Genomic DNA, 18,481 nt, shown 5'->3' with positions numbered 1-18,481 from the left:
TCATGGAAGTAAATATCCGACCACTAAATTCAAGCGAAGAAATCCCCTTTGAATTATTACTTCTTGCTGATCCGTCGAAGGAAATAGTAAGGGAGTATTTAAGAAGAGGACAATGCTTAGTAGCTCTAATAAACGAAGAAATAACTGGAGTTATGGTATTGATTAGGACCCGGCCTGAAACCATAGAAATTGTAAATATCGCGGTACAGGAAGACTATCGGGGAATGGGGATAGGGAAGCAATTGATTGGTTATTCGATAGAAAAAGCAAGAGAGGAGAAAGCCAAAACCATTGAAATCGGAACCGGAAACTCAAGTGTAAATCAGCTAATGCTGTATCAAAGATGCGGTTTTCGAATAACAGGAGTAGATCGGGATTTCTTTGTAAGGCATTATGAGGAAGAGATTTATGAAAACGGAATACAATGTAGGGATATGATTCGATTAAGTCTTGACATTACAATAGGCTAAGTGGGGTGAGTCACCCAGGGAACTTCCATGTCCCGGTAAAACCAAGGAGGATGAAACGGTTATGGGGGGGAACAAAACATGGAGAAATATATGAAAACCATAAAAGAGTTATCTGCATACTATTACATAGGTTTAGTTATCGGATATTACGTAAAACAAGATGTTATTGATTGGGCAGATCGTGTAATAAACAAAGGGGGATTTCCTTACGAGCTTATTGAAGTTTCTTTGTCCGGTAATAAACCTATAGAAGATACTGCTTCCATATTAAAAAGAATTTATGGGGAAGAGAGAATATTCGATCCACTCTATAAATTAATTGGTGAATTGGTTATGGACCTTGAAGAGAAGCGGATAACAGATGATGACTTTTTTTCATATATACTAAGGCTCTATCTTCAAGGAAATACTTTTATACTGGATGAGGAATTATCATATTTATTAGATCAATTGAGCGATGGATATTACTTAGCGACAGAAGGGATATACGGGAATACAAATTCTATCAGAGATGAAGCAATCCAGCATCTTTCAAAATATAAGGAATACGTGAGGATATTTGAGTGAATACAGAGTCTAAGATGAATACACTTCATTCATTTCTGGAACCTATTTATCAGATATTTCAAAGAGATTATGAATGGTTCCTTAAGATTGAAGAGAGTATAAGGAAAATGACGGATATAAATGAACTTGATCAAAAGACATTTGAAAAAATATGTGAATACTTATTTGCTCAAATCTCAGATTTGGAAACCTATATCACACAAGTAAAACGAACCAAAATAAATAAATACTATTTGGACTATTATCGACAATCTCTTGAATTACTATTTAAATACAAAAACAATATAAATGAATTAGAGAAGACAGAATTACCTAACTTATTATATTTTTATAGTGATTTAAGATTGGGATTTAATGAATATGTAACTATAAAACAGGAGGAAACTTGATGAGGAAAGCTTTAGTTTTGGTCCTGTTTTTTTGTGTATTTACAGCCTGCAGGAGTCAAGAGTCTGCAACTTCCAGACTTAAGTGTAGGCAGTTACTGGCTGTACGATGAAGTATATTCCACTGATTCTGGATTTGAGCTTAACGTTTTATTTGACAGTCCATTAGTGGAATTCACGGTCACAGCGGATAACGTTATGATCGAGATTTCTTCATGAATAGAGAAGCTAAACCAACAACAAGCCTCCATTCGTTATCCAGGATGGAGGCTTGTCTGAATTGCAATCTTATTCTATTGAATCATTCCCTGTAGAAGCACTGTCATGATTTTAGCGGCCTCGGCTCTGGTAGCACCGCCTTTGGGATCAAAGGTGTTATTGCCTTTGCCGGACAGGATTCCTGCCTTCTGCAAGGCAGTTACCGCATCTACGGCCCAGGCACTAACGCTGCTGCTGTCTGCAAAGCTTGCATTGCTGACGTTGTCAGGCAGTGAGTATCCTGCAAGATCGGCATACCGTCCGATCATGACGCTGATTTCCTCGCGGCTGATGGCTGCATTTGGATTGAACTGATGGTTGCCTGCTCCATTCACAATGTTATTCCCGGCAGCCCATGCCACATAAGGCAGGTACCAGTCACCGGCTTTGATGTCGGTAAACGTGGAGGAGGAATACCCTGAGACATTCGCATTGGCGAGTCCCGCGAGCATTTTGGCGAATTCTGCACGGGTAATATTCGTATTAGGTGCGAATGTATTGGCGCTTGTACCGGAAATAATGTGGTGTGCAGCCAGGTAGGTAATATAGCTGCTGCCCCAATGACCGGAAGTGTCGCTAAAGCTGACTTTGTGATAACCCACAGCGTATTTGCTGAGGTGATTGGTTAACAAAGTTACGGTTCCTGCACTCTGGTTATATCCTGACTTGGCGACTGCATTAGGCTTGCCGCTGTGTTCAATGTAATAGGCGGCAATGGCGTTGGCGTCTTCCCCTTGGGCAAGCGTGAACGGTATGCTGATCTTGAGGCTTCCGCTTCCGAAGCTTGTCAGGTTCGAGGTGCCAGACTGAACGGTGAACTCCAGCACTGGCCGTGTGCCCACCAGACTTGCAGCTTCTGAAGAAAGACCTGCAGTACCTGCTGAAGCGATTCCAATGCGGATACTGTCTCCTGAAGCGTTCTTCAGCGACTCCAAGGCTGCTTTGTTAAAAGTCATGCTTGCGAACTGGGTTACTAGTTCCACTTCAGCAGCTTTGCTTCCGAACAGCTTGCTGACGGCGTCCTTGGAGAGCGTCACTCCCAGAGACTTAGCGTTGTCTACCGTTTGTACGTTCAGTTGTACTGAGATTTTGGCGGCGGCAGAAGAGCTGATCTTAGTCAACAGGTCAGTGATTTGGGAATCACTAAGGGTTGCCTCTGCTTTTCCGCTGGAATCTGCAGTTGCCGTTACTAATAGGCTCTGCTTCCCGTTATCTGTTCCCGGACTAGACGCGGGACTTGGAGAAGCCGACGGTACAGGTGAAGGAGCTGGTGTGGCTACGGGTCCAATTCCTCCGGGAGAAGAACTGGAAGCGGTGCTCAAGGATGCTTTTAAAGGACTGCTTGAGTTATCCGTAAGGTCATAAGCTACTACCGAGAAAGAATAGGTTGTGCCTTGCGTTAATCCGGTTACCTTATAGGAGTAGGTAGCACCGGATACGGTACCCAGCAGTGTGCTGTCACGATATACGCTGTAGCTGACCACTCCTTCTTTGTCTACAGCCGCCGGCCAGTTCAAGGTAAGATCCGATGAGGTAATGCTTGAACCGGTCAGTTTGGCATCTGCTGGCCATCTTGGTGCATCTGTATCTACAGCCAGCTGGATGCTGTTGGCATTATAGATCACCTTCATTTTGTACTGGCTGGGAAGCCCCTCTGTCTCCACGGAAGAAAATTCTCCGCTCCGCTGATCCTTACCATGGGTGATGAGTGTAATCACACCGTCAGGTACATAATTGTTCAAAAAGTTCAGACGAAGTGTACCACCGGCCTGTACTTTTCCCTTAATATCGAGCAGATCACTTACGCTGCTCAGGCCCAGTTCAAGTGTGCCGCTGGCAGACTGGCTGAAATTCCCGCCAATGGTCAGCGTTCCAGGAACATTGTGAATCAGGGTTCCTCCGTTGTTAGCCACATCACCGGTTCCGAACGCTGTATTCGAATTCCCCTCAAGCGTACCTTCCTTCAGCAGTGTGCCTCCGGAATAACTATTGTTCCCCTGGAGCTTAAGCGTCCCCGTTCCTTCTTTGGTCAGACTGCCTGTGCCGGAAATGTCATTCCGCCAGCGGTCCAGGGCACTGAAGCCGCCTTGATTGGCGTCCATGGTCACTGTAACATCACTTGCAAAAGCACCATAGCCGTCTGCTGCGGCAAAAAGATTAAGCCGTCCCCATCCTTCCGGATCATCCAGTACAGGATAGCCTGATGGAAGCTCTGTTGTGGCTAATACCCAGCGGCGCTGCGTGTCGTCCAGATACGGCAGGCGTGTTTCGAGCAGGACTTCTGCACCTTTTGGAACGACCGCTGGCTCCGCTTTGGAGTTGATCGGGCTGAATCCATAGGTCAAACGCTCGGTATATTCTTGTTTGTTCTTGGAGTAGTTGCTGAACCTGTCTTCAGCTGTACCGGTTTGTGTCAACAATAGACTATGCGCATCGTTATATGCAGTCTTTTTCAGCAGGCTGTTGTCCGGATCAGACAGGATCGCAGCCGACAGCGCAGTTGCTGTGACACGTCCTCCCATGACATCAAGCGGAGAGTGCATACCGGCAAGGATACGGTTGTTTCCAAGTTCCGAAGCCCGGGTAAGTAGTTCCTGAAACCGCTCCGGTACAGCATAAGCCATCGCTATCGCGCTTAGATAGCCAGCATTGGTATGGCCGCTTGGGAATCCACCATCGGATTGCGGCGTGGTGCTGATTGCAGGCACAAGAGCCGGTACAATGATCGAAGGGCTGCTCCAACGATACGGGCGTTTATAACTGTAATAATTTTTAGCCGGGGTCGTTGAAGAGTAGTTACCGCGTAAGGTCTTTACCAGACTGACAATGCTGCCAAGACTGGAGCTTGTGCTGCCTGCATCGGTTCCTCCATCATCATATTTAACGGTGGTGGCATCGGCCGGGATCTCGTTGATCGTTGTCACCGCTCCCGCATTTGTGCGGTAGACATCGGTTAGTGAACCCAGACCATCAATCACGCTGTAGCTCTGTTTTCTCCGGTCATCGAAGTAAGCCGCACTGGCTTCAGCAGGAGTCCGGCGGGCAGCAAGGTCTATTACTTTTTGAATGTTGGCATCCAGCACGCTGCTGTTAAGTTTGGTACCTGTGTCCCAGGTAGTGCCTGGCGTCCACAATTGACTGAATCCGGACAGGATTCCGATGGTCGGATTGGAGTATACCGCCATGTTAACCGTGGAATTATTCTTGTAATTGTCTACAAAATACCCCCAGGCCGGTGCAGCCGGCGGAGCCACTGTTGCGGGATTGGAGGCCGCGCTCACACTTGCAGCCATTCCGCCCATGGAACTAATAAGCAATGACAGACTCAAAGCCGCTGATACTTGCTTTTTCCTAAATCCCATTATCAAAACGTATCACTCCTCTGTTTTGGTTCGACATCACTGTAGCATCCGGGTGGATCGGGCCTCAATACAACAATTTCCCTATTATATAAAAATCGTATGTTGTCTTTGAAATCAAGCTTCTTTACACAAATAAGGTCCATTTCTGACGCTCTGTGAACATACTTCCAATAAGATTAGGAGTGGTTAAGATGCTTAGACACTTTCGAATGTGGAGACAACAACGATGAGAAAAAACGGGAACTCTGCTTTTGCCAACCTCGCTATTTCCTATGTAACAGTCGTGATGGTCATGGTTCTTTTGCTTTGCTCCATCTTTTATATGTATTTTCCTAAGCACTATAATGAAGAAATCCAGAAAAAGAATCAGATTATCCTGGAGAGTACGGCCAACTATATCGAGTCTTCCGTGCTTCAGCGGGTGCAGCAAATCTATCTGGATCTTTCCCTGGGTGAGCCGGTTAGTATTGATATATTTGCCAAAGCTACTCTGCAGGGCAATCACGGGAGTGTTCTGGATCTGCAGGACCTGCTTAAGAATGAAGTCGCGGATTATGCGGACATTGTATCTGCAGTTCATTTGTTCTATCCCGGGCTGGGTATCATGATCTCGTCGGACGCCGGGCTGAGATATCTTGATCACGAGCGCGAAAGTGCTGCCACAGCATGGAGCTGGGTGGATCGTCTGCAGAAAAGCGGTTCAAGCTTTGTATGGACGGAAGCAAGCAAGACAGCACAAGATATGTATACAAATCTATCGGACGATAAGCTGGTGAGTCCTGTGATTTCATACGCACACAGCTATCCTTTTCACTCCACCGGTGCCGATTGCGACCTGATGATTGCTATCGATATGAAGGAGGAGGCGATCAGCGGAATCATCCGGCATATTATGCCTTCCGATTATAAGAACACTTTTGTGATAGGGCCAAGCGGGACGATCATCTCTGCGGCTGATAAAAAAATACTCGGCCATAGTGCTGGAAGCGGATATATCAACAAAATTCTGTCGTCCACTGCTGTGGCTTCAAGTTTCACAGATAAGATGAACCAGGGGTCCAATGAGGTTTCTTTTCACACCTTCCCATCGAATGACTGGAAAATATACAACATCACGCCTACAGATAACTACTATCAGAAATCAATTCTATTGCAGCGGACGGTGCTTCTGATTTGTCTGCTCGCTATTATTGTGGGCATGATTCTGTCCGGTGTTTTTACCGTAGCTATATATAATCCTCTGAAGCGGTTGAGAGACAAAATGAAAGGCATGTTCGACCATACACCGGAACCCGGGCTGAACGAATACACACTGATTGATACCGCCATCAATAAGCTGACCCGCAAGGTTAGCAGCCTCGAAGAGACCCTGCAGGCCAATAGTCCGGTAATTAAGCATAATATTGTACTTAATCTTCTGAATAACAGTTACAGTGATGAGGAGCTAGTGGAGCAGCTGCAATCCATTCATATTCCCCTGACCTATGCCCACTACTGCTGCATGCTAATAGATCCGGTAAGTCCTGGTTTCAAAACGCTCAATTCCCAAACCATGCAGTATGTTCTCTACCGGATGATTAATCAATTGGAAGCGGCGGATTATGCTGGAAGCCACATCATAGCGGAAGAGCTTCCGGATAAAAAGGTAGCGGTTATTGTATGTACAGATCTAGCGGAGGATGAGCTGCTGGAGCAGATTTCAGGCTTCATTCTTTCGGAGGTGAAACACAGCTTTGACCTGGAGTTTAGAATCTCCCTGGGCTGCTGGGTGCAGCGGTTCATGGATGTGCATAAGAGCTTTGAAGAAGCGAAGATCCTCGCTAAGTATGGATTTCTCCTGCCTGAAGTTTCTATTATCAAAGATGCAAGGCTGCTGGAGAGGGAGAGCAGCAATAACGAAATTCCCCAGGCGGTTCTTCTGAAATTCAAAGAAAAACTTCAGGCAAGGAATATAGAGGATATTACGGAAGCTATTGAACAACTGCTGGATCAGATGAGGGATGGGCTGTATTCTGCGGATTACTGCCGCTATATATTGATGAATACGGTATCTGTGTACTCGGATTATCTGATCAGTGTGAGGTATACCCCATCGGATCATGTGAAGATCAACTTATACAATGAGTACACTTCCATTCATGATATCAACGGTTACCGGAAATGGCTGACGGACTCCATTACAGTGTGTATGGGCCATATGGAGAAGCGCAGCGACAACCGGACGAGTGAGAGCATTGAGGCGGTGAAGAACTATATCAGCACACATCTTTCGGAGGAGCTGTCGCTGGATACGGTGGCCGGCAAGGTTTTTCTAAGCCCCAAATATCTCAGCAAGATTTTCAAGGAAGAAACCGGGACGAACTACATCGAATATGTGACGGAGAAAAGGATGGAGAAAGCGCTGGAACTGATGGCTAACCACAATATGACCATCGAACAAATTGCGAATACTGTTGGATACGGCACGACAGCCTATTTTATCAAAAAATTCAAAGAGAAAAATGGCTATACCCCGAAACATTATATCAGGCAATTAATGGAGCAATCATAGGAGGCCGTTGCCGTGAAAATAAACCGTTGTCAGTTACTCTTGTGTATGGCGGTGCTGATCATAGCTGCTGTCAGCGGATGTGAAGCTCCTAAGAATACCGGGGAAATTGCCCAAGCGGCCTCCTCGCATGACAGTACCTACACTATCTCCTGGACCATGCATCAGAATGAGCCGGTACCCGAGGATGCGCCAATGCTTGAATATATCGAGGACAAATTCAAGGTGGATCTGGATGTCTGGAATCTCGAAAATAATAAATATGAAGCGCTGCTGAACCTCAGGCTCGCACAAGGCCAGATCCCGGACCTGTTTCGGATCAGGCAGCCGCAGGATCTTTTGAAATACGAGTCACAGGGAGCCCTTGCCGAAATTCCAAGGGACATTCTCCTCCACAATGCACCAAATCTTATGAAGATCATCAATCAAAATGCTCCCGGGTACCTTAGCTATGGCGAAATCGGCGGGAAGCTCTATGGAATCCCTGTGGTGAATCCGACGAATATCTATAGAATCCCGGTAGTGTACAGAAAGGACTGGCTGGATAAGCTTGGCCTTGAGGTTCCCGAGACATTGGCGGAGTTTGAGAAAGTGATGTATGCCTTTGCGAACAATGACCCGGACGGCAACGGCAAGAAGGACACCTATGGGCTTTCCAGTGAAGGAATGAATGTTGTTTTTGGGGCGTTCGGACAGATTGTATTTGCCGATCAGCTTTATTTCAATGTCAAGGGTCAGGATCTGGTGATTGGAGCTTTGGAGCCGGAGATGAAGGAAGCCCTGGAGCTTCTGCAAAAGTGGTACAAAGACGGTATTATTGATCCGGAATTCATCACCGGAGAGAATAAAGGCGGCTACAAACACCTATCTCATGCTTTTATCAATGGCAGAATCGGGATGACTTCTATGGGGAACTACTATCACTGGATTCAAGCCGGAGATTACATGGAGCTGGATGGAAAAGGTGAAGAGGTACCCGTGGAGGCTACGTTCAACGCACGGGAATTAGCGGACAATAACAAGGACGCCAGAATCATTTTCGGGCAGCCAGTGATAGGGCCTCAGGGAAAAAGCGGCTCGAAGGCTTATGACATGCTGATGAGCTTCACAGCGATTGGTGCCGATGCCGTCAAAGAGCCTGGAAAGCTCGAGAAGATTCTGCAAATTCTGGATGATGTCAGTGCGAACCCGGATGAGGATGAGTCCATGTCCATGCTGAACGGAGTTCAAGGGGTACACTGGGAATGGTCGGACAAGTCCACTGGTGATTATAGGATCCTTCCCCCATTTGATTCAAGCCCCAATTATACCAACAAGATTGGTGCAGGAATCGGAATGACCGTTCCGCGTAAGCCAATGGGACGCAGAGAGCATTGGGCTTCAACCTTGGGTTTGGAGAAGAATGGAATATATAACGCGATGAAGGTTTCCACACCTTCGCTGATGAAATACAGCCCTGAGCTGATCAAAATAAAAAACAAAGCCTATATTTCCATCATTACGGGGGATCAGCCCATAGATTATTTCGATTCCTTCGTCAAGGAATTTATGGGAACAGGTGGAGAACAAGTGTTGCAAGAGGCAAATGACTGGTATCATAAGCAGCCGGCAAAAGGTTAGGCGAGAATGGACATAAAAAACCGCGTAAGCCGGAATCTCTTCCGGTTACGCGGTTTTATATTTTGAGCCATCATTTATGTCATTGGTGGTTAGTTAGTTGAAGTTAGTGGTATTTCACCGATTTGATCCGTGCCTCTTCATGGTACGAAAGCGGGCGTGGCGATGGTGGCGTATGCAAATGACGTTCTGCCGAATATTCGATTTTCCAGTAGTCTTCTTCTTCCGAGGCCATCCATGGCTGCCACATTCCTGATACCCAATTCTTAAGCTCTTTAAGTCCTGCCAGCATTTCTTCCATCCTCCTTGGGCTATGAAATCTAAGGTTCAAAGCTCCTTTTGGTTACGCTTTCATTATAACACGAAAAAACGAAATTGAAAGATGTGTCCACGTGAAAAAGACAAAAATATGTGAACTATTTGCGTACATAAAGGGTTTTGTATCCCTTCGGGAGATAAGTGTCCTCTCAGTGGAGACAATGCGAATTCTACCTGAATCGTGCGCTAAAAGTGGCTGCAGCAGTTCATCTATCAAAAAAAACGGATAATAGGAACCTCTAATTTTGACTGGTTTTTGCACTAATTATTGGGATATTTTCCATTTGCCAAAGATGCTATATTGATTTTCGTAAGCGCTTGCAAATAAGAATGAGGGAGGAAACAACTTTTTATGGCTAAAAAGAAATCATTCCTGTCACTTGCATTCATCGCTGTTCTATTGCTAGCTATGGTTACACCTGCAGTATCCGCTGCTTCATCGGAAAAGGCGCCTCAGGCCAAAGCAGCAGCCGCAAGTATGCAATCCTATGTAAATGCGATGCAGCCGGGCTGGAACCTGGGGAATACGCTGGATGCAACGGGGGCTGACGAAACTTCTTGGGGCAATCCTGCGGTCACTCAGGAACTTATCAAGAAGATTGCCGCGCAGGGTTACAAGAGCATCCGTATTCCAGTAACCTGGGATACTCATATCGGAGCCGCTCCGGACTATGCGATTGATCCGGCTTATCTGGCCCGGGTTCAGCAGGTCGTTGACTGGGCAATGGGTGAGAAACTGTATGTCATGATCAACCTCCATCATGACTCCTGGCTATGGATCAGCAAGATGGAGCAGCAGCATGATCAGGTGCTGGCCCGCTACAATGCGGTATGGACTCAAATCGCGAATAAGTTCAAGAACCACTCCAGCAAGCTGATGTTTGAGAGTGTCAATGAGCCCCGCTTCACCGATGGGGGCACTACCGATGAGAATAAAGCGCTCCAGATGCTGGACGAGCTGAATGTATCCTTCCACAGTATTGTCAGAAACTCCGGTGGAATGAATGCTACACGTCCGCTCGTGCTCCCTTCTTTGGGAGCGTCTCCAACACAGCCCCGCATGGATTCGCTTTATAACATGATCACTAAGCTGAATGACTCCAACCTGATCGCGACGGTGCATTACTATGGGTTCTGGCCGTTTAGCGTCAACATTGCTGGCTATACCAGATTTGATACAGATACCCAGAACGACATCGATACTACCTTCACTAATGTATACAATACCTTTACTGCCAAAGGGATTCCGGTTATCGTAGGCGAATACGGCCTGCTTGGCTTTGACAAGAACACAGGTGTGATTGAACAAGGCGAGAAATTGAAATTTTTCGAATATCTGGCTTACTATCTGAAGTCCAAACAAATTACGCCGATGCTCTGGGATAATGGCCAGCACTTTGGCCGTACGACCTATCAGTGGTCAGATCCCCAGCTTTACAAGTTGATGAAAGCCAGCTGGAACGGACGTTCGTCTTCTGCTGAAAGCGATCTTATTCATTTGAAAAAAGGCGAAGCTGCCAAGGATGTGACTGTTAAGCTGAACCTGAATGGAAATAAGCTGACCAACATCTTTTACGGAAGTAAGCAACTGGTTAAAGGAACCGATTATACTCTAAGCGGCGACCAGCTGACCTTCAAGGCTGCCCGGCTCGCCAGTCTTACTTCTTCCGGCAAGCTCGGTGTAAATGCAGTATTGACTGCACGCTTCAACAAAGGCGTAGACTGGAACTTTAACGTCATTCTTTATAACACGCCGTTGCTAAGCAATGTTCAAGGGACTACCAGTTCATTTAAAATTCCTACAGCCTTTAATGGGACCACCCTGGCTACGATGGAAGCGGTGTATGCTACAGGCGGTAATGCCGGTCCGCAAAACTGGACACCGTATAAGGAATTTGCTTCTGCATTCACTCCTTCCTACACCACGAATGAAATCAGCCTGATGCCGGACTTCTTTAATGAAGTCAACGACGGCGATGTGATTCTGAAGTTCCATTTTTGGAATGGGGAGATCATAAGCTACAAAATTACGAAGAACGGAACGAGTGTTACCGGGGTAACGATGTAGTAAGTGGAACAGATTGCAGCCTTCTTGCATCCTTCGGGGTGTGAGAAGGCTTTTTTGCTGTATAGCCGGCAGGGCGGTAAATATCCCTGGGAATTGTGGGGGATACTATCAGAATCTTATGGCGAAGGCGTGGTTACCCTTATGAATTTCAACTCGCAGAATGCTCTTACGCTACAGCATATTCTAGAGGAATTTGACCAATGCGCGGATTTGATCCGGCGGTCCTTTCCGGAAATACGAACCGATATTGTTTATTTCCCCACCCTTGTAGATCACAAATTGTTAAAGGATGAAATTCTGGAGCGATTTGCTCATATTCAACTTAATGAGGTTAAGCAGTTATTGCAGCAATCCCAATTTATACGGGTTACTGATTCCAAAACAGTGGTTATAGGCGTACTAGAAGGCAATGTCGCTATTTTTCACAATGAATATGTTTATATCATCCATGCCTATGGCCCGGAAACACGTGGGGTACAGCAATCTGAGACCGAGACGATTATAGCCGGTCCCCACGACGCTTTTGTGGAATCTGCGATCATCAATATCTCGCTAATACGTCAAAGAATTAAGAGCTCGCATCTGAAAGTTATTGAACATTCTGTCGGAGAGATCTCAAAGACCAGTGTGTATATTCTTTACATAAAAGATATTGCTAATATGAAATATGTCGAGGAACTGGAGCAGAGGATTAAGCGGATTCAGACTGATGCCATTAATGATGGCGGGATGCTGACCCAGCATCTGGAGGATAAGCCGAATTCGGTGTTCCCGCAATTTTTGCTTACAGAAAGGCCGGATGTGGCTGTATCCAAACTGGTAGCCGGCCGGATTATTACATTGATTGATAATAGTCCGACTGTGATATCCGCTCCATCCGCTTTTTTTGAATTCTTCTCATCACCTGATGACTATTATCAGCGTTGGGCTCTGGGGACGGCCCTCCGATTGTTAAGATTTCTCGCCTTGCTGATTACCATTACGTTCACAGCAATGTATGTGTCTGTGACAACTTTTCATTACGAAATGATCCCTGAAGCGCTGCTTCGGACACTGGCGGAGTCGAGAAACAGAGTGCCTTTTCCACCAGTTTATGAGGCGCTGCTTATGGAAACCATGATTGAATTGCTGCGTGAAGCGGGAGCCCGTCTTCCTACCAAGATCGGCCAAACCATCGGGATCGTAGGTGGGATTGTCATCGGACAAGCAGCGGTTCAGGCGGGCCTGACCAGTAATGTCCTGATTATTGCAGTGGCTTCTTCCGCCATCGCCTCCTTTGTGATTCCCAGCTATATGATGAGCGCCTCCATCCGGCTGGTCCGCTTTGGGATTATTATAATGACCGGTATTTGGGGGAATATGGGGTTAGCCATGGGTATTGCTCTGATAGTGATTCATTTATCCAGTCTGACCAGTCTGGGTTCCTCTTATATAGCTCCGGTTGCGCCGATGAATCTGGGGGATTGGAAGGATGTCTTTATCCGTGCACCCTTCTCGTTGTTAAACCGCCGGCCCTCACAGACGAACACGCCTAATCCAATCAGGCAAATTAAAAGAAAGTAGGATTCAGAAATGGGGTTGTACGATGGAGAAGCTTAGCCCTTTTCAAGTGGGTATCCTGGTGTATATGAGCCAAATCGGGATTGTTATCTTTACCCTCCCCCGTCAGCTGGCTGACTATTTCGGCACCAACGGTTGGCTGGTGCTGCTGCCGGGCTTGATGCTGACCTCCTTCAATATCTATCTAATCACTTTGGTTCACAAGTTGGGTGGGGGACGATCAATATTCGAGATTCTGGAACGATCTATTCCCAAGGTCCTGCTTTACCCAGCCTACTTTGGGCTGGCTTCTGTCTGGTTAATATTCGGCTGCATGATCGGTAAAAAATATGTGCTTTTATTTCAAATGATTGCTTTCCCGACGACGAATCCCATGTTATTCAAATTGGCTGTGGACTTCCTTCTTTTTCTAATGCTCATTAAAGGGATTTATACGATATCCAAAGCAGCAACCCTATTCTTTTGGATGACATTCTGGATGTATTTTCTTCTTTTGTGGTTTCTCCCGTCCTTCAGCTGGGTACGCTTTACACCCTTTATTTTGCAGGAGGGACATGACCAGATCAAGGGCGGCTTGGAGATGTATTCAGCGTATCTGGGCTACGAACTTTCAATTCTGCTCTTTCCTTATATGGAAAAAAGTAAAAAGTCGCTGGCTGCCATCTATGCAGGAAATGCCTATTTATCTCTGATCTATATCAGCATTGCCCTGATCTGCTTTGGATTTTTCAGCTTGGGACAGTTGAAAAATCTGCTGTTTCCAGTAATCGATTTGTTGGCCTATATCCAGTTTCCGTTTATCGAGCGTTTAGAGAATTTGCTCTACGGATTCTTTCTTTTTTTGGTTCTGATTACAGTCGTTATGTATTGGTGGGGGGCAATGGAAACTTTGAGAAGAATGATCCCCAGGTTGAAAATTCCGGTGCTGGGTTTTCTAATGATTGTGATTTCCTATAGCATCTCCTTTGTTCCAAAGACACTGGACCAGGTGAATGTCTGGATCACCAATCTGGGATTCGCTACAACTGCGATCGCTTTTAGTCTGCCTATAGTGTTAATTGTACTGCTGATCCTTCAGAAAAGGAGGGTGTCCCATGTATAAGCTGCTGACTGCTTTTGTGCTGATGCTGTTTCTGAGCGGCTGCAAGAGCGATGAAAGAATCCTTGAAAAGCTGGGACTGGTGCAAAGCGCAAGCTATGACCAAGTGAAGAATGATCAACTGAAGGTGACCTACTGTCTTCCCGTTATTGAATCGGAATCCACAGAACGCAGACAACTGCTTACGGCGGTAACGGACAGCCTGAAAGAAGCGAGAATTCTATTATCCAGACAGATTGATCTCCGGCTGGTCAGCGGGCAGGTCAGAAGTGTTCTGTTCGGATTAAGTCTGGCAAAGTCGGGGCTTGCCGATCATATCGATACGCTTCTGCGTGATCCGTCTATTGCGCTTGGAGTTAAAGTGAGTGTAGTGGATGGCGATGCCGGTGAATTACTGTCCAAAACATTTAAGCCCAATAAGGACACAGGCCGATATCTGAATCATTTGCTGGAGAAAGAGAGCTCTTCTAACAGCATACCACCGGTTACATTATATGAGTTCACCCGGGATTATCACGACGACGGAATCGATCCGGTTGCGCCGATCGTGAAAGATGAAGGGGATAAGGCTGTCATTTCCGGGATTGCCTTTTTTCAGGATGACCGCCTCGTCACGGAGATTCCGGCTAGAGACGGGATATTCTTTGCACTTCTCCGGGGGAATATCAAACAAGGCGAGCTGTCGCTGAATTTAGGTGAGAGAAATGGGAGGAAAGTGATGGTTATGTTCAGCTCTATCCTGAACAAACACAAATTAAAGGTGCAGCATAGTGGAGATAATAACTTCAAGGTGACTATCTATGCATCCCTTCAGGGTTCTGTGCTTGAATATACTGGCCATGAGGATCTTACCCAAAGCCAGAAGCGTCATGAGTTAGAAGGGGATATCGCCAATTATATTAAGGACAAGGGACAAGAAATGGTGAAGCAATTGCAGCGGAACAATGTGGACAGCATTGGTATCGGACAATATGTAAGAAATAGCCTTACCTATAAGGAATGGAAAAACCTCGATTGGAGAAAGGTTTATCCCCAGATTGAAGTGGAATGCCGTGTCAAAGTGACTATTAAGGACTATGGAAAATACATGTAAGCGGGTAGGATTTTTGCAGTGGAGAGAATACAGGTAAATTATTTAAATTTATAAATATACAAAATAGGGCAATGGGTGTAAAATTGCTTTACTTGAGTTTTTTTCAGAAAACGGACAGCGTATATATCATCTCGCACTTGTTACAGGTCCTTATGTGAATAAATTCGCATTTGCAGATCCTATATCGCCAGCACGGACCCGAAGAAGAAAGAGAAACTCAGAAACCAATCAACAAAAGAAGATGGAGGTTACCCGAGAAACATGAAGAGAACGAACTGGAAACACCTGATGATGCTGTTAATGCTGGTCGCTGCGGTTAGTATGGTGGCGGCGGGCTGCGGCTCCAATACGAACAATACAGGCACGGCTAATACAGGAAATACTTCTGGAGATGCGGTTGAACTTACACTGGGACTTTTACCTTCGATTGATGCGATTCCGTTCATTATGGCCCACGAACAGGGCTTCGACAAAGAGCACAATGTGAATCTCAAGATTCAGACCTTCAAGAGCGCCAAGGATCGTGATGTGGCTTTTCAGGCCGGTAAAGTGGATGGCATCAGTGCCGATCTGGTAGCGATCTCGATTTATAACGAAGCGGGTCTCGATGTGAAGATTACGAGCACCACCACGGGTGAATTCGATCTGCTGACCGGTAATGACGAGATTCAGGATGTGAAGGATCTTAAGGGGAAGACAGTGATTTTATCCAAAAATACCTCAACTGAGTATACGGTGGCTACTATGCTGAAGCAGGCAGGTTTGACTGAAGCGGATATTACGGTAACCGAAGTGCCGCAAATTCCAACCCGTCTGGAGCTGCTGAAGAATCACAAAGCCGATGCGGCTGTATTGCCGGAGCCTTTTGTCACTATGGGCAAAACAGCGGGTCTTCGCGTGTTAAGTTCGACCAAAACCGCAGGCGTGAATCCGTTTGTGCTGGCCTTTCCGCAAAGCGCGATTGATGCCAAGGGACAAGCTATTCAGGATATGTACGCTGCCTATGACGAAGCAGTGGCCTATATGAAATCACATGACCAATCAGATTATATCGATCTGATTATCAAGGAGGTCGGTTACCCGGATACCTTGAAGGATCAGATTAAAGTTCCGGAATATCAGCCGGCGAACCAGGTGGATGTGAAGGAAGTGGAAGCTGCATTTGCCTGGGCGCGGGAAAAAGGCCTGCTCACCCGAAATATATCGGCTGAAGAAGTGATCTCCGATGTCCAGTTTAAGAAATAGCGGACTCTGCATCAAGGAGCTTCAAGTGGAATATACAAGTGGACAGCCGGCGCTCGGACAAGTGAATTTATCGTTGCCTGAGCATGGGATCTATACGATTATCGGGCCATCTGGAAGCGGCAAATCGACGCTGCTGCGCGCGGTAGCAGGATTACTTCCGGGCTATGAGGGTGAACTGCTGTTCAACGGAAAGTCCGTACATGACAAAGAAACACTAATCGGACTCGTCCCTCAGAATTATGGGCTACTGCCCTGGAAAACCGTTCGCGACAACATTAAGGTAGCTATGCGGATTACACGCCCAGACGGCGGGAGCAAGGGCACCATAGAAGCGGAGATTTCCCATTGGCTGAAGTCGATGGGGATTGCCGAACTCTCAGGACGGTATCCGCTCTCTCTTAGCGGAGGACAGCAGCAGCGGGTAGCTATTGCCAGAGCGTTTGCCATCCAGCCGGCCATTCTGCTGCTTGATGAGCCGTTCTCCGCGCTGGACGCCATTACTCGTGAAACACTGCAGCAGATTTTTCTGGACAATTGGCTGGCGCATCCTGCAACTACGCTGTTTGTTACCCATGATGTGGAGGAAGCGATTCTGCTCGGGCAGAAAGTTATCATAATGCCGTCAGCCAAACACGATATTCCTGAAGTTCTCGACAATACCTCAGTATTTGCCATGAAGCATGAAGAAAAACGGGACAGCAATGAATTCTTTGAGCAGAGCAAACGGATCAGAAAGGTAATGCTGGAGAAATGGTGAAAAAACGGCGTCTTCCACACTTGCTGCGGCTGTTATTTGTCTTTTTGTGCATGAACATACTTTGGTACTTGGCCTATCTGCTGATGAATCACCCGATTCTGCCCAGCCCCGGCGCGGTCTATGAAGCTATGTTCCACCTGGGAGCCAAGGATGTGGCGCTGAATGTCGGGTACAGCCTGCTGCGTATATTCGAAGGGGTGCTCCTGGCGCTGATGATCGGCCTGCTGCTGGGTCTGTTGATGGGCCGCTCCCCCCTATGGAACCGGCTTCTGGACCCGGTAGTATACCTGACTTATCCGATTCCCAAAATTGCACTCCTGCCGGTGGTCATGCTGTTCTTCGGTCTTGGCGAAATCTCCAAAGTGCTGATGATCATGCTGATCCTGCTGTTCCAGGTCATTATCTCCGTACGTGACGGTGTTAAAGCGATTCCCGAAAGCACTTATGATGTCTTGTCCAGCATCGGAGCAAGCACAGGGCAGAAATTCTGGAATGTGACGCTCCCGGGCGCATTGTCAGTCATTCTCTCTACGATCCGGATTTCGCTCGGAACTGCGATTTCCGTCTTATTCTTCACTGAAATTTACGGAACAGAGCACGGCATGGGATTCTTTATCATGGATGCTTGGCTGCGGCTGGATTACCCGGAGATGTACGCAGGGATTATGTTATTCAGCTTGGTCGGCTTTGTGTTGTTCCTGCTGGTGGATGTTCTGGATTACAAGTTTATGAAATGGCGGCGTTAAGGAAGGCGGCTCAGAGATGAGCCGTCTTTTGCTTGGCACAAATAATATTCAGCCTGTCCCCAAAAACAAATAAGTTCTTCACAACTATAGGTTATGCTAAATACATAAGAAGGAGGGAGACAAAATGAAAAAAATCGGGTTAAGTATTATAGCATTGATATTGCTTATGGGAATCGGCACGAGCGTGTATGCGGCTGGCACTGACAACGGACAAAGCTGGATTGAGAACATGCTTCCTTTTGCCAAGCAGATGCATCCAGATCTGACTGACGGCCAAGTCAAAGCGATGGTGAACAATTGCCGGAACGGACAGGGGACCCATACAGGCGGTATGATGAATAATGCATCCGGACGCGGCGGTATGATGAATTTCTAATGTAATGAGGA

Annotated in this window: 16 protein-coding genes; 14 read left to right on the top strand and 2 right to left on the bottom strand. The window is 46.5% G+C overall.

The annotated features are described in order from the left end of the window. The first annotated feature begins 2 nt into the window (after window positions 1-2). From AC0MA3_RS15285 to AC0MA3_RS15270, 4 genes are all read left to right on the top strand, one after another. Window positions 3-470 carry a GNAT family N-acetyltransferase gene (locus AC0MA3_RS15285; protein ID WP_474656796.1) on the top strand — a complete coding sequence of 156 codons (468 nt, stop codon included), beginning with the start codon at window positions 3-5 and terminating at the stop codon, window positions 468-470. A gap of 78 nt (window positions 471-548) precedes the next feature. Beyond that, window positions 549-1,037, top strand: coding sequence for a hypothetical protein (locus AC0MA3_RS15280; protein WP_474656795.1), 489 nt, complete (start codon window positions 549-551; stop codon window positions 1,035-1,037). Then, window positions 1,034-1,426, top strand: coding sequence for a hypothetical protein (locus AC0MA3_RS15275; protein WP_474656794.1), 393 nt, complete (start codon window positions 1,034-1,036; stop codon window positions 1,424-1,426). Before AC0MA3_RS15280 ends, AC0MA3_RS15275 begins: the two co-directional genes overlap by 4 nt. Before the next feature lie 33 nt (window positions 1,427-1,459). After that, window positions 1,460-1,642: a DUF4085 family protein gene (locus AC0MA3_RS15270; RefSeq protein WP_474656793.1), complete on the top strand. Its 183-nt coding sequence runs from the start codon at window positions 1,460-1,462 to the stop codon at window positions 1,640-1,642. A 74-nt stretch (window positions 1,643-1,716) separates the two neighbouring features. On the opposite strand, the gene AC0MA3_RS15265 is transcribed toward AC0MA3_RS15270, so the two are convergent. Then, window positions 1,717-5,043, bottom strand: a complete 3,327-nt coding sequence (locus AC0MA3_RS15265) for an S-layer homology domain-containing protein (RefSeq protein WP_474656792.1) — start codon at window positions 5,041-5,043, stop codon at window positions 1,717-1,719. Between the two features lie 226 nt (window positions 5,044-5,269). Between AC0MA3_RS15265 and AC0MA3_RS15260 the strand changes: the two genes are divergently transcribed. Both AC0MA3_RS15260 and AC0MA3_RS15255 read left to right on the top strand, forming a co-directional pair. Further along, entirely contained in the window at window positions 5,270-7,594 is a 2,325-nt protein-coding gene (locus tag AC0MA3_RS15260) for a helix-turn-helix domain-containing protein (RefSeq protein ID WP_474656791.1), read from the top strand. A gap of 12 nt (window positions 7,595-7,606) precedes the next feature. Continuing rightward, window positions 7,607-9,211, top strand: a complete 1,605-nt coding sequence (locus AC0MA3_RS15255; RefSeq protein ID WP_474656790.1) for an extracellular solute-binding protein — start codon at window positions 7,607-7,609, stop codon at window positions 9,209-9,211. Between the two features lie 103 nt (window positions 9,212-9,314). Here AC0MA3_RS15255 and AC0MA3_RS15250 read toward each other — a convergent pair whose 3' ends face one another. Beyond that, entirely contained in the window at window positions 9,315-9,500 is a 186-nt protein-coding gene (locus AC0MA3_RS15250; RefSeq protein ID WP_379159540.1) for a hypothetical protein, read from the bottom strand. Between the two features lie 378 nt (window positions 9,501-9,878). Here AC0MA3_RS15250 and AC0MA3_RS15245 point away from each other — a divergent pair, with 378 nt between their 5' ends. The 8 genes from AC0MA3_RS15245 (at window position 9,879) to AC0MA3_RS15210 (ending at window position 18,470) form a co-directional block, all read left to right on the top strand. Then, a complete protein-coding gene (locus tag AC0MA3_RS15245; RefSeq protein WP_474656789.1) occupies window positions 9,879-11,594 on the top strand; it encodes a cellulase family glycosylhydrolase in 1,716 nt (571 codons plus the stop codon). 54 nt (window positions 11,595-11,648) lie between these two features. After that, window positions 11,649-13,157, top strand: a complete 1,509-nt coding sequence (locus tag AC0MA3_RS15240; protein WP_474656788.1) for a spore germination protein — start codon at window positions 11,649-11,651, stop codon at window positions 13,155-13,157. Between the two features lie 22 nt (window positions 13,158-13,179). After that, window positions 13,180-14,256, top strand: coding sequence for a GerAB/ArcD/ProY family transporter (locus tag AC0MA3_RS15235; protein ID WP_474656787.1), 1,077 nt, complete (start codon window positions 13,180-13,182; stop codon window positions 14,254-14,256). Further along, the gene (locus AC0MA3_RS15230) at window positions 14,249-15,346 is read left to right on the top strand and encodes a Ger(x)C family spore germination protein (protein ID WP_474656786.1); all 1,098 of its coding nucleotides are present in this window, start codon (window positions 14,249-14,251) and stop codon (window positions 15,344-15,346) included. The genes AC0MA3_RS15235 and AC0MA3_RS15230 overlap by 8 nt, the downstream gene beginning before the upstream one ends. A gap of 261 nt (window positions 15,347-15,607) precedes the next feature. After that, complete coding sequence (locus AC0MA3_RS15225) at window positions 15,608-16,591, top strand: ABC transporter substrate-binding protein (RefSeq protein ID WP_474656785.1); 984 nt, start codon at window positions 15,608-15,610, stop codon at window positions 16,589-16,591. Then, entirely contained in the window at window positions 16,572-17,348 is a 777-nt protein-coding gene (locus AC0MA3_RS15220) for an ABC transporter ATP-binding protein (RefSeq protein WP_474656784.1), read from the top strand. Before AC0MA3_RS15225 ends, AC0MA3_RS15220 begins: the two co-directional genes overlap by 20 nt. Then, window positions 17,342-18,094 (top strand): ABC transporter permease, encoded by a 753-nt coding sequence (locus tag AC0MA3_RS15215; protein ID WP_474656783.1) that lies wholly within the window; start codon window positions 17,342-17,344, stop codon window positions 18,092-18,094. Before AC0MA3_RS15220 ends, AC0MA3_RS15215 begins: the two co-directional genes overlap by 7 nt. Before the next feature lie 124 nt (window positions 18,095-18,218). Further along, entirely contained in the window at window positions 18,219-18,470 is a 252-nt protein-coding gene (locus tag AC0MA3_RS15210; RefSeq protein ID WP_474656782.1) for an FAD/FMN-containing dehydrogenase, read from the top strand. The last annotated feature ends 11 nt before the right edge of the window (window positions 18,471-18,481 follow it).

The sequence above is a fragment of the Paenibacillus sp. LS-5 genome, from assembly GCF_056121505.1.
This window is presented reverse-complemented; position numbering and strand designations above follow the sequence as displayed.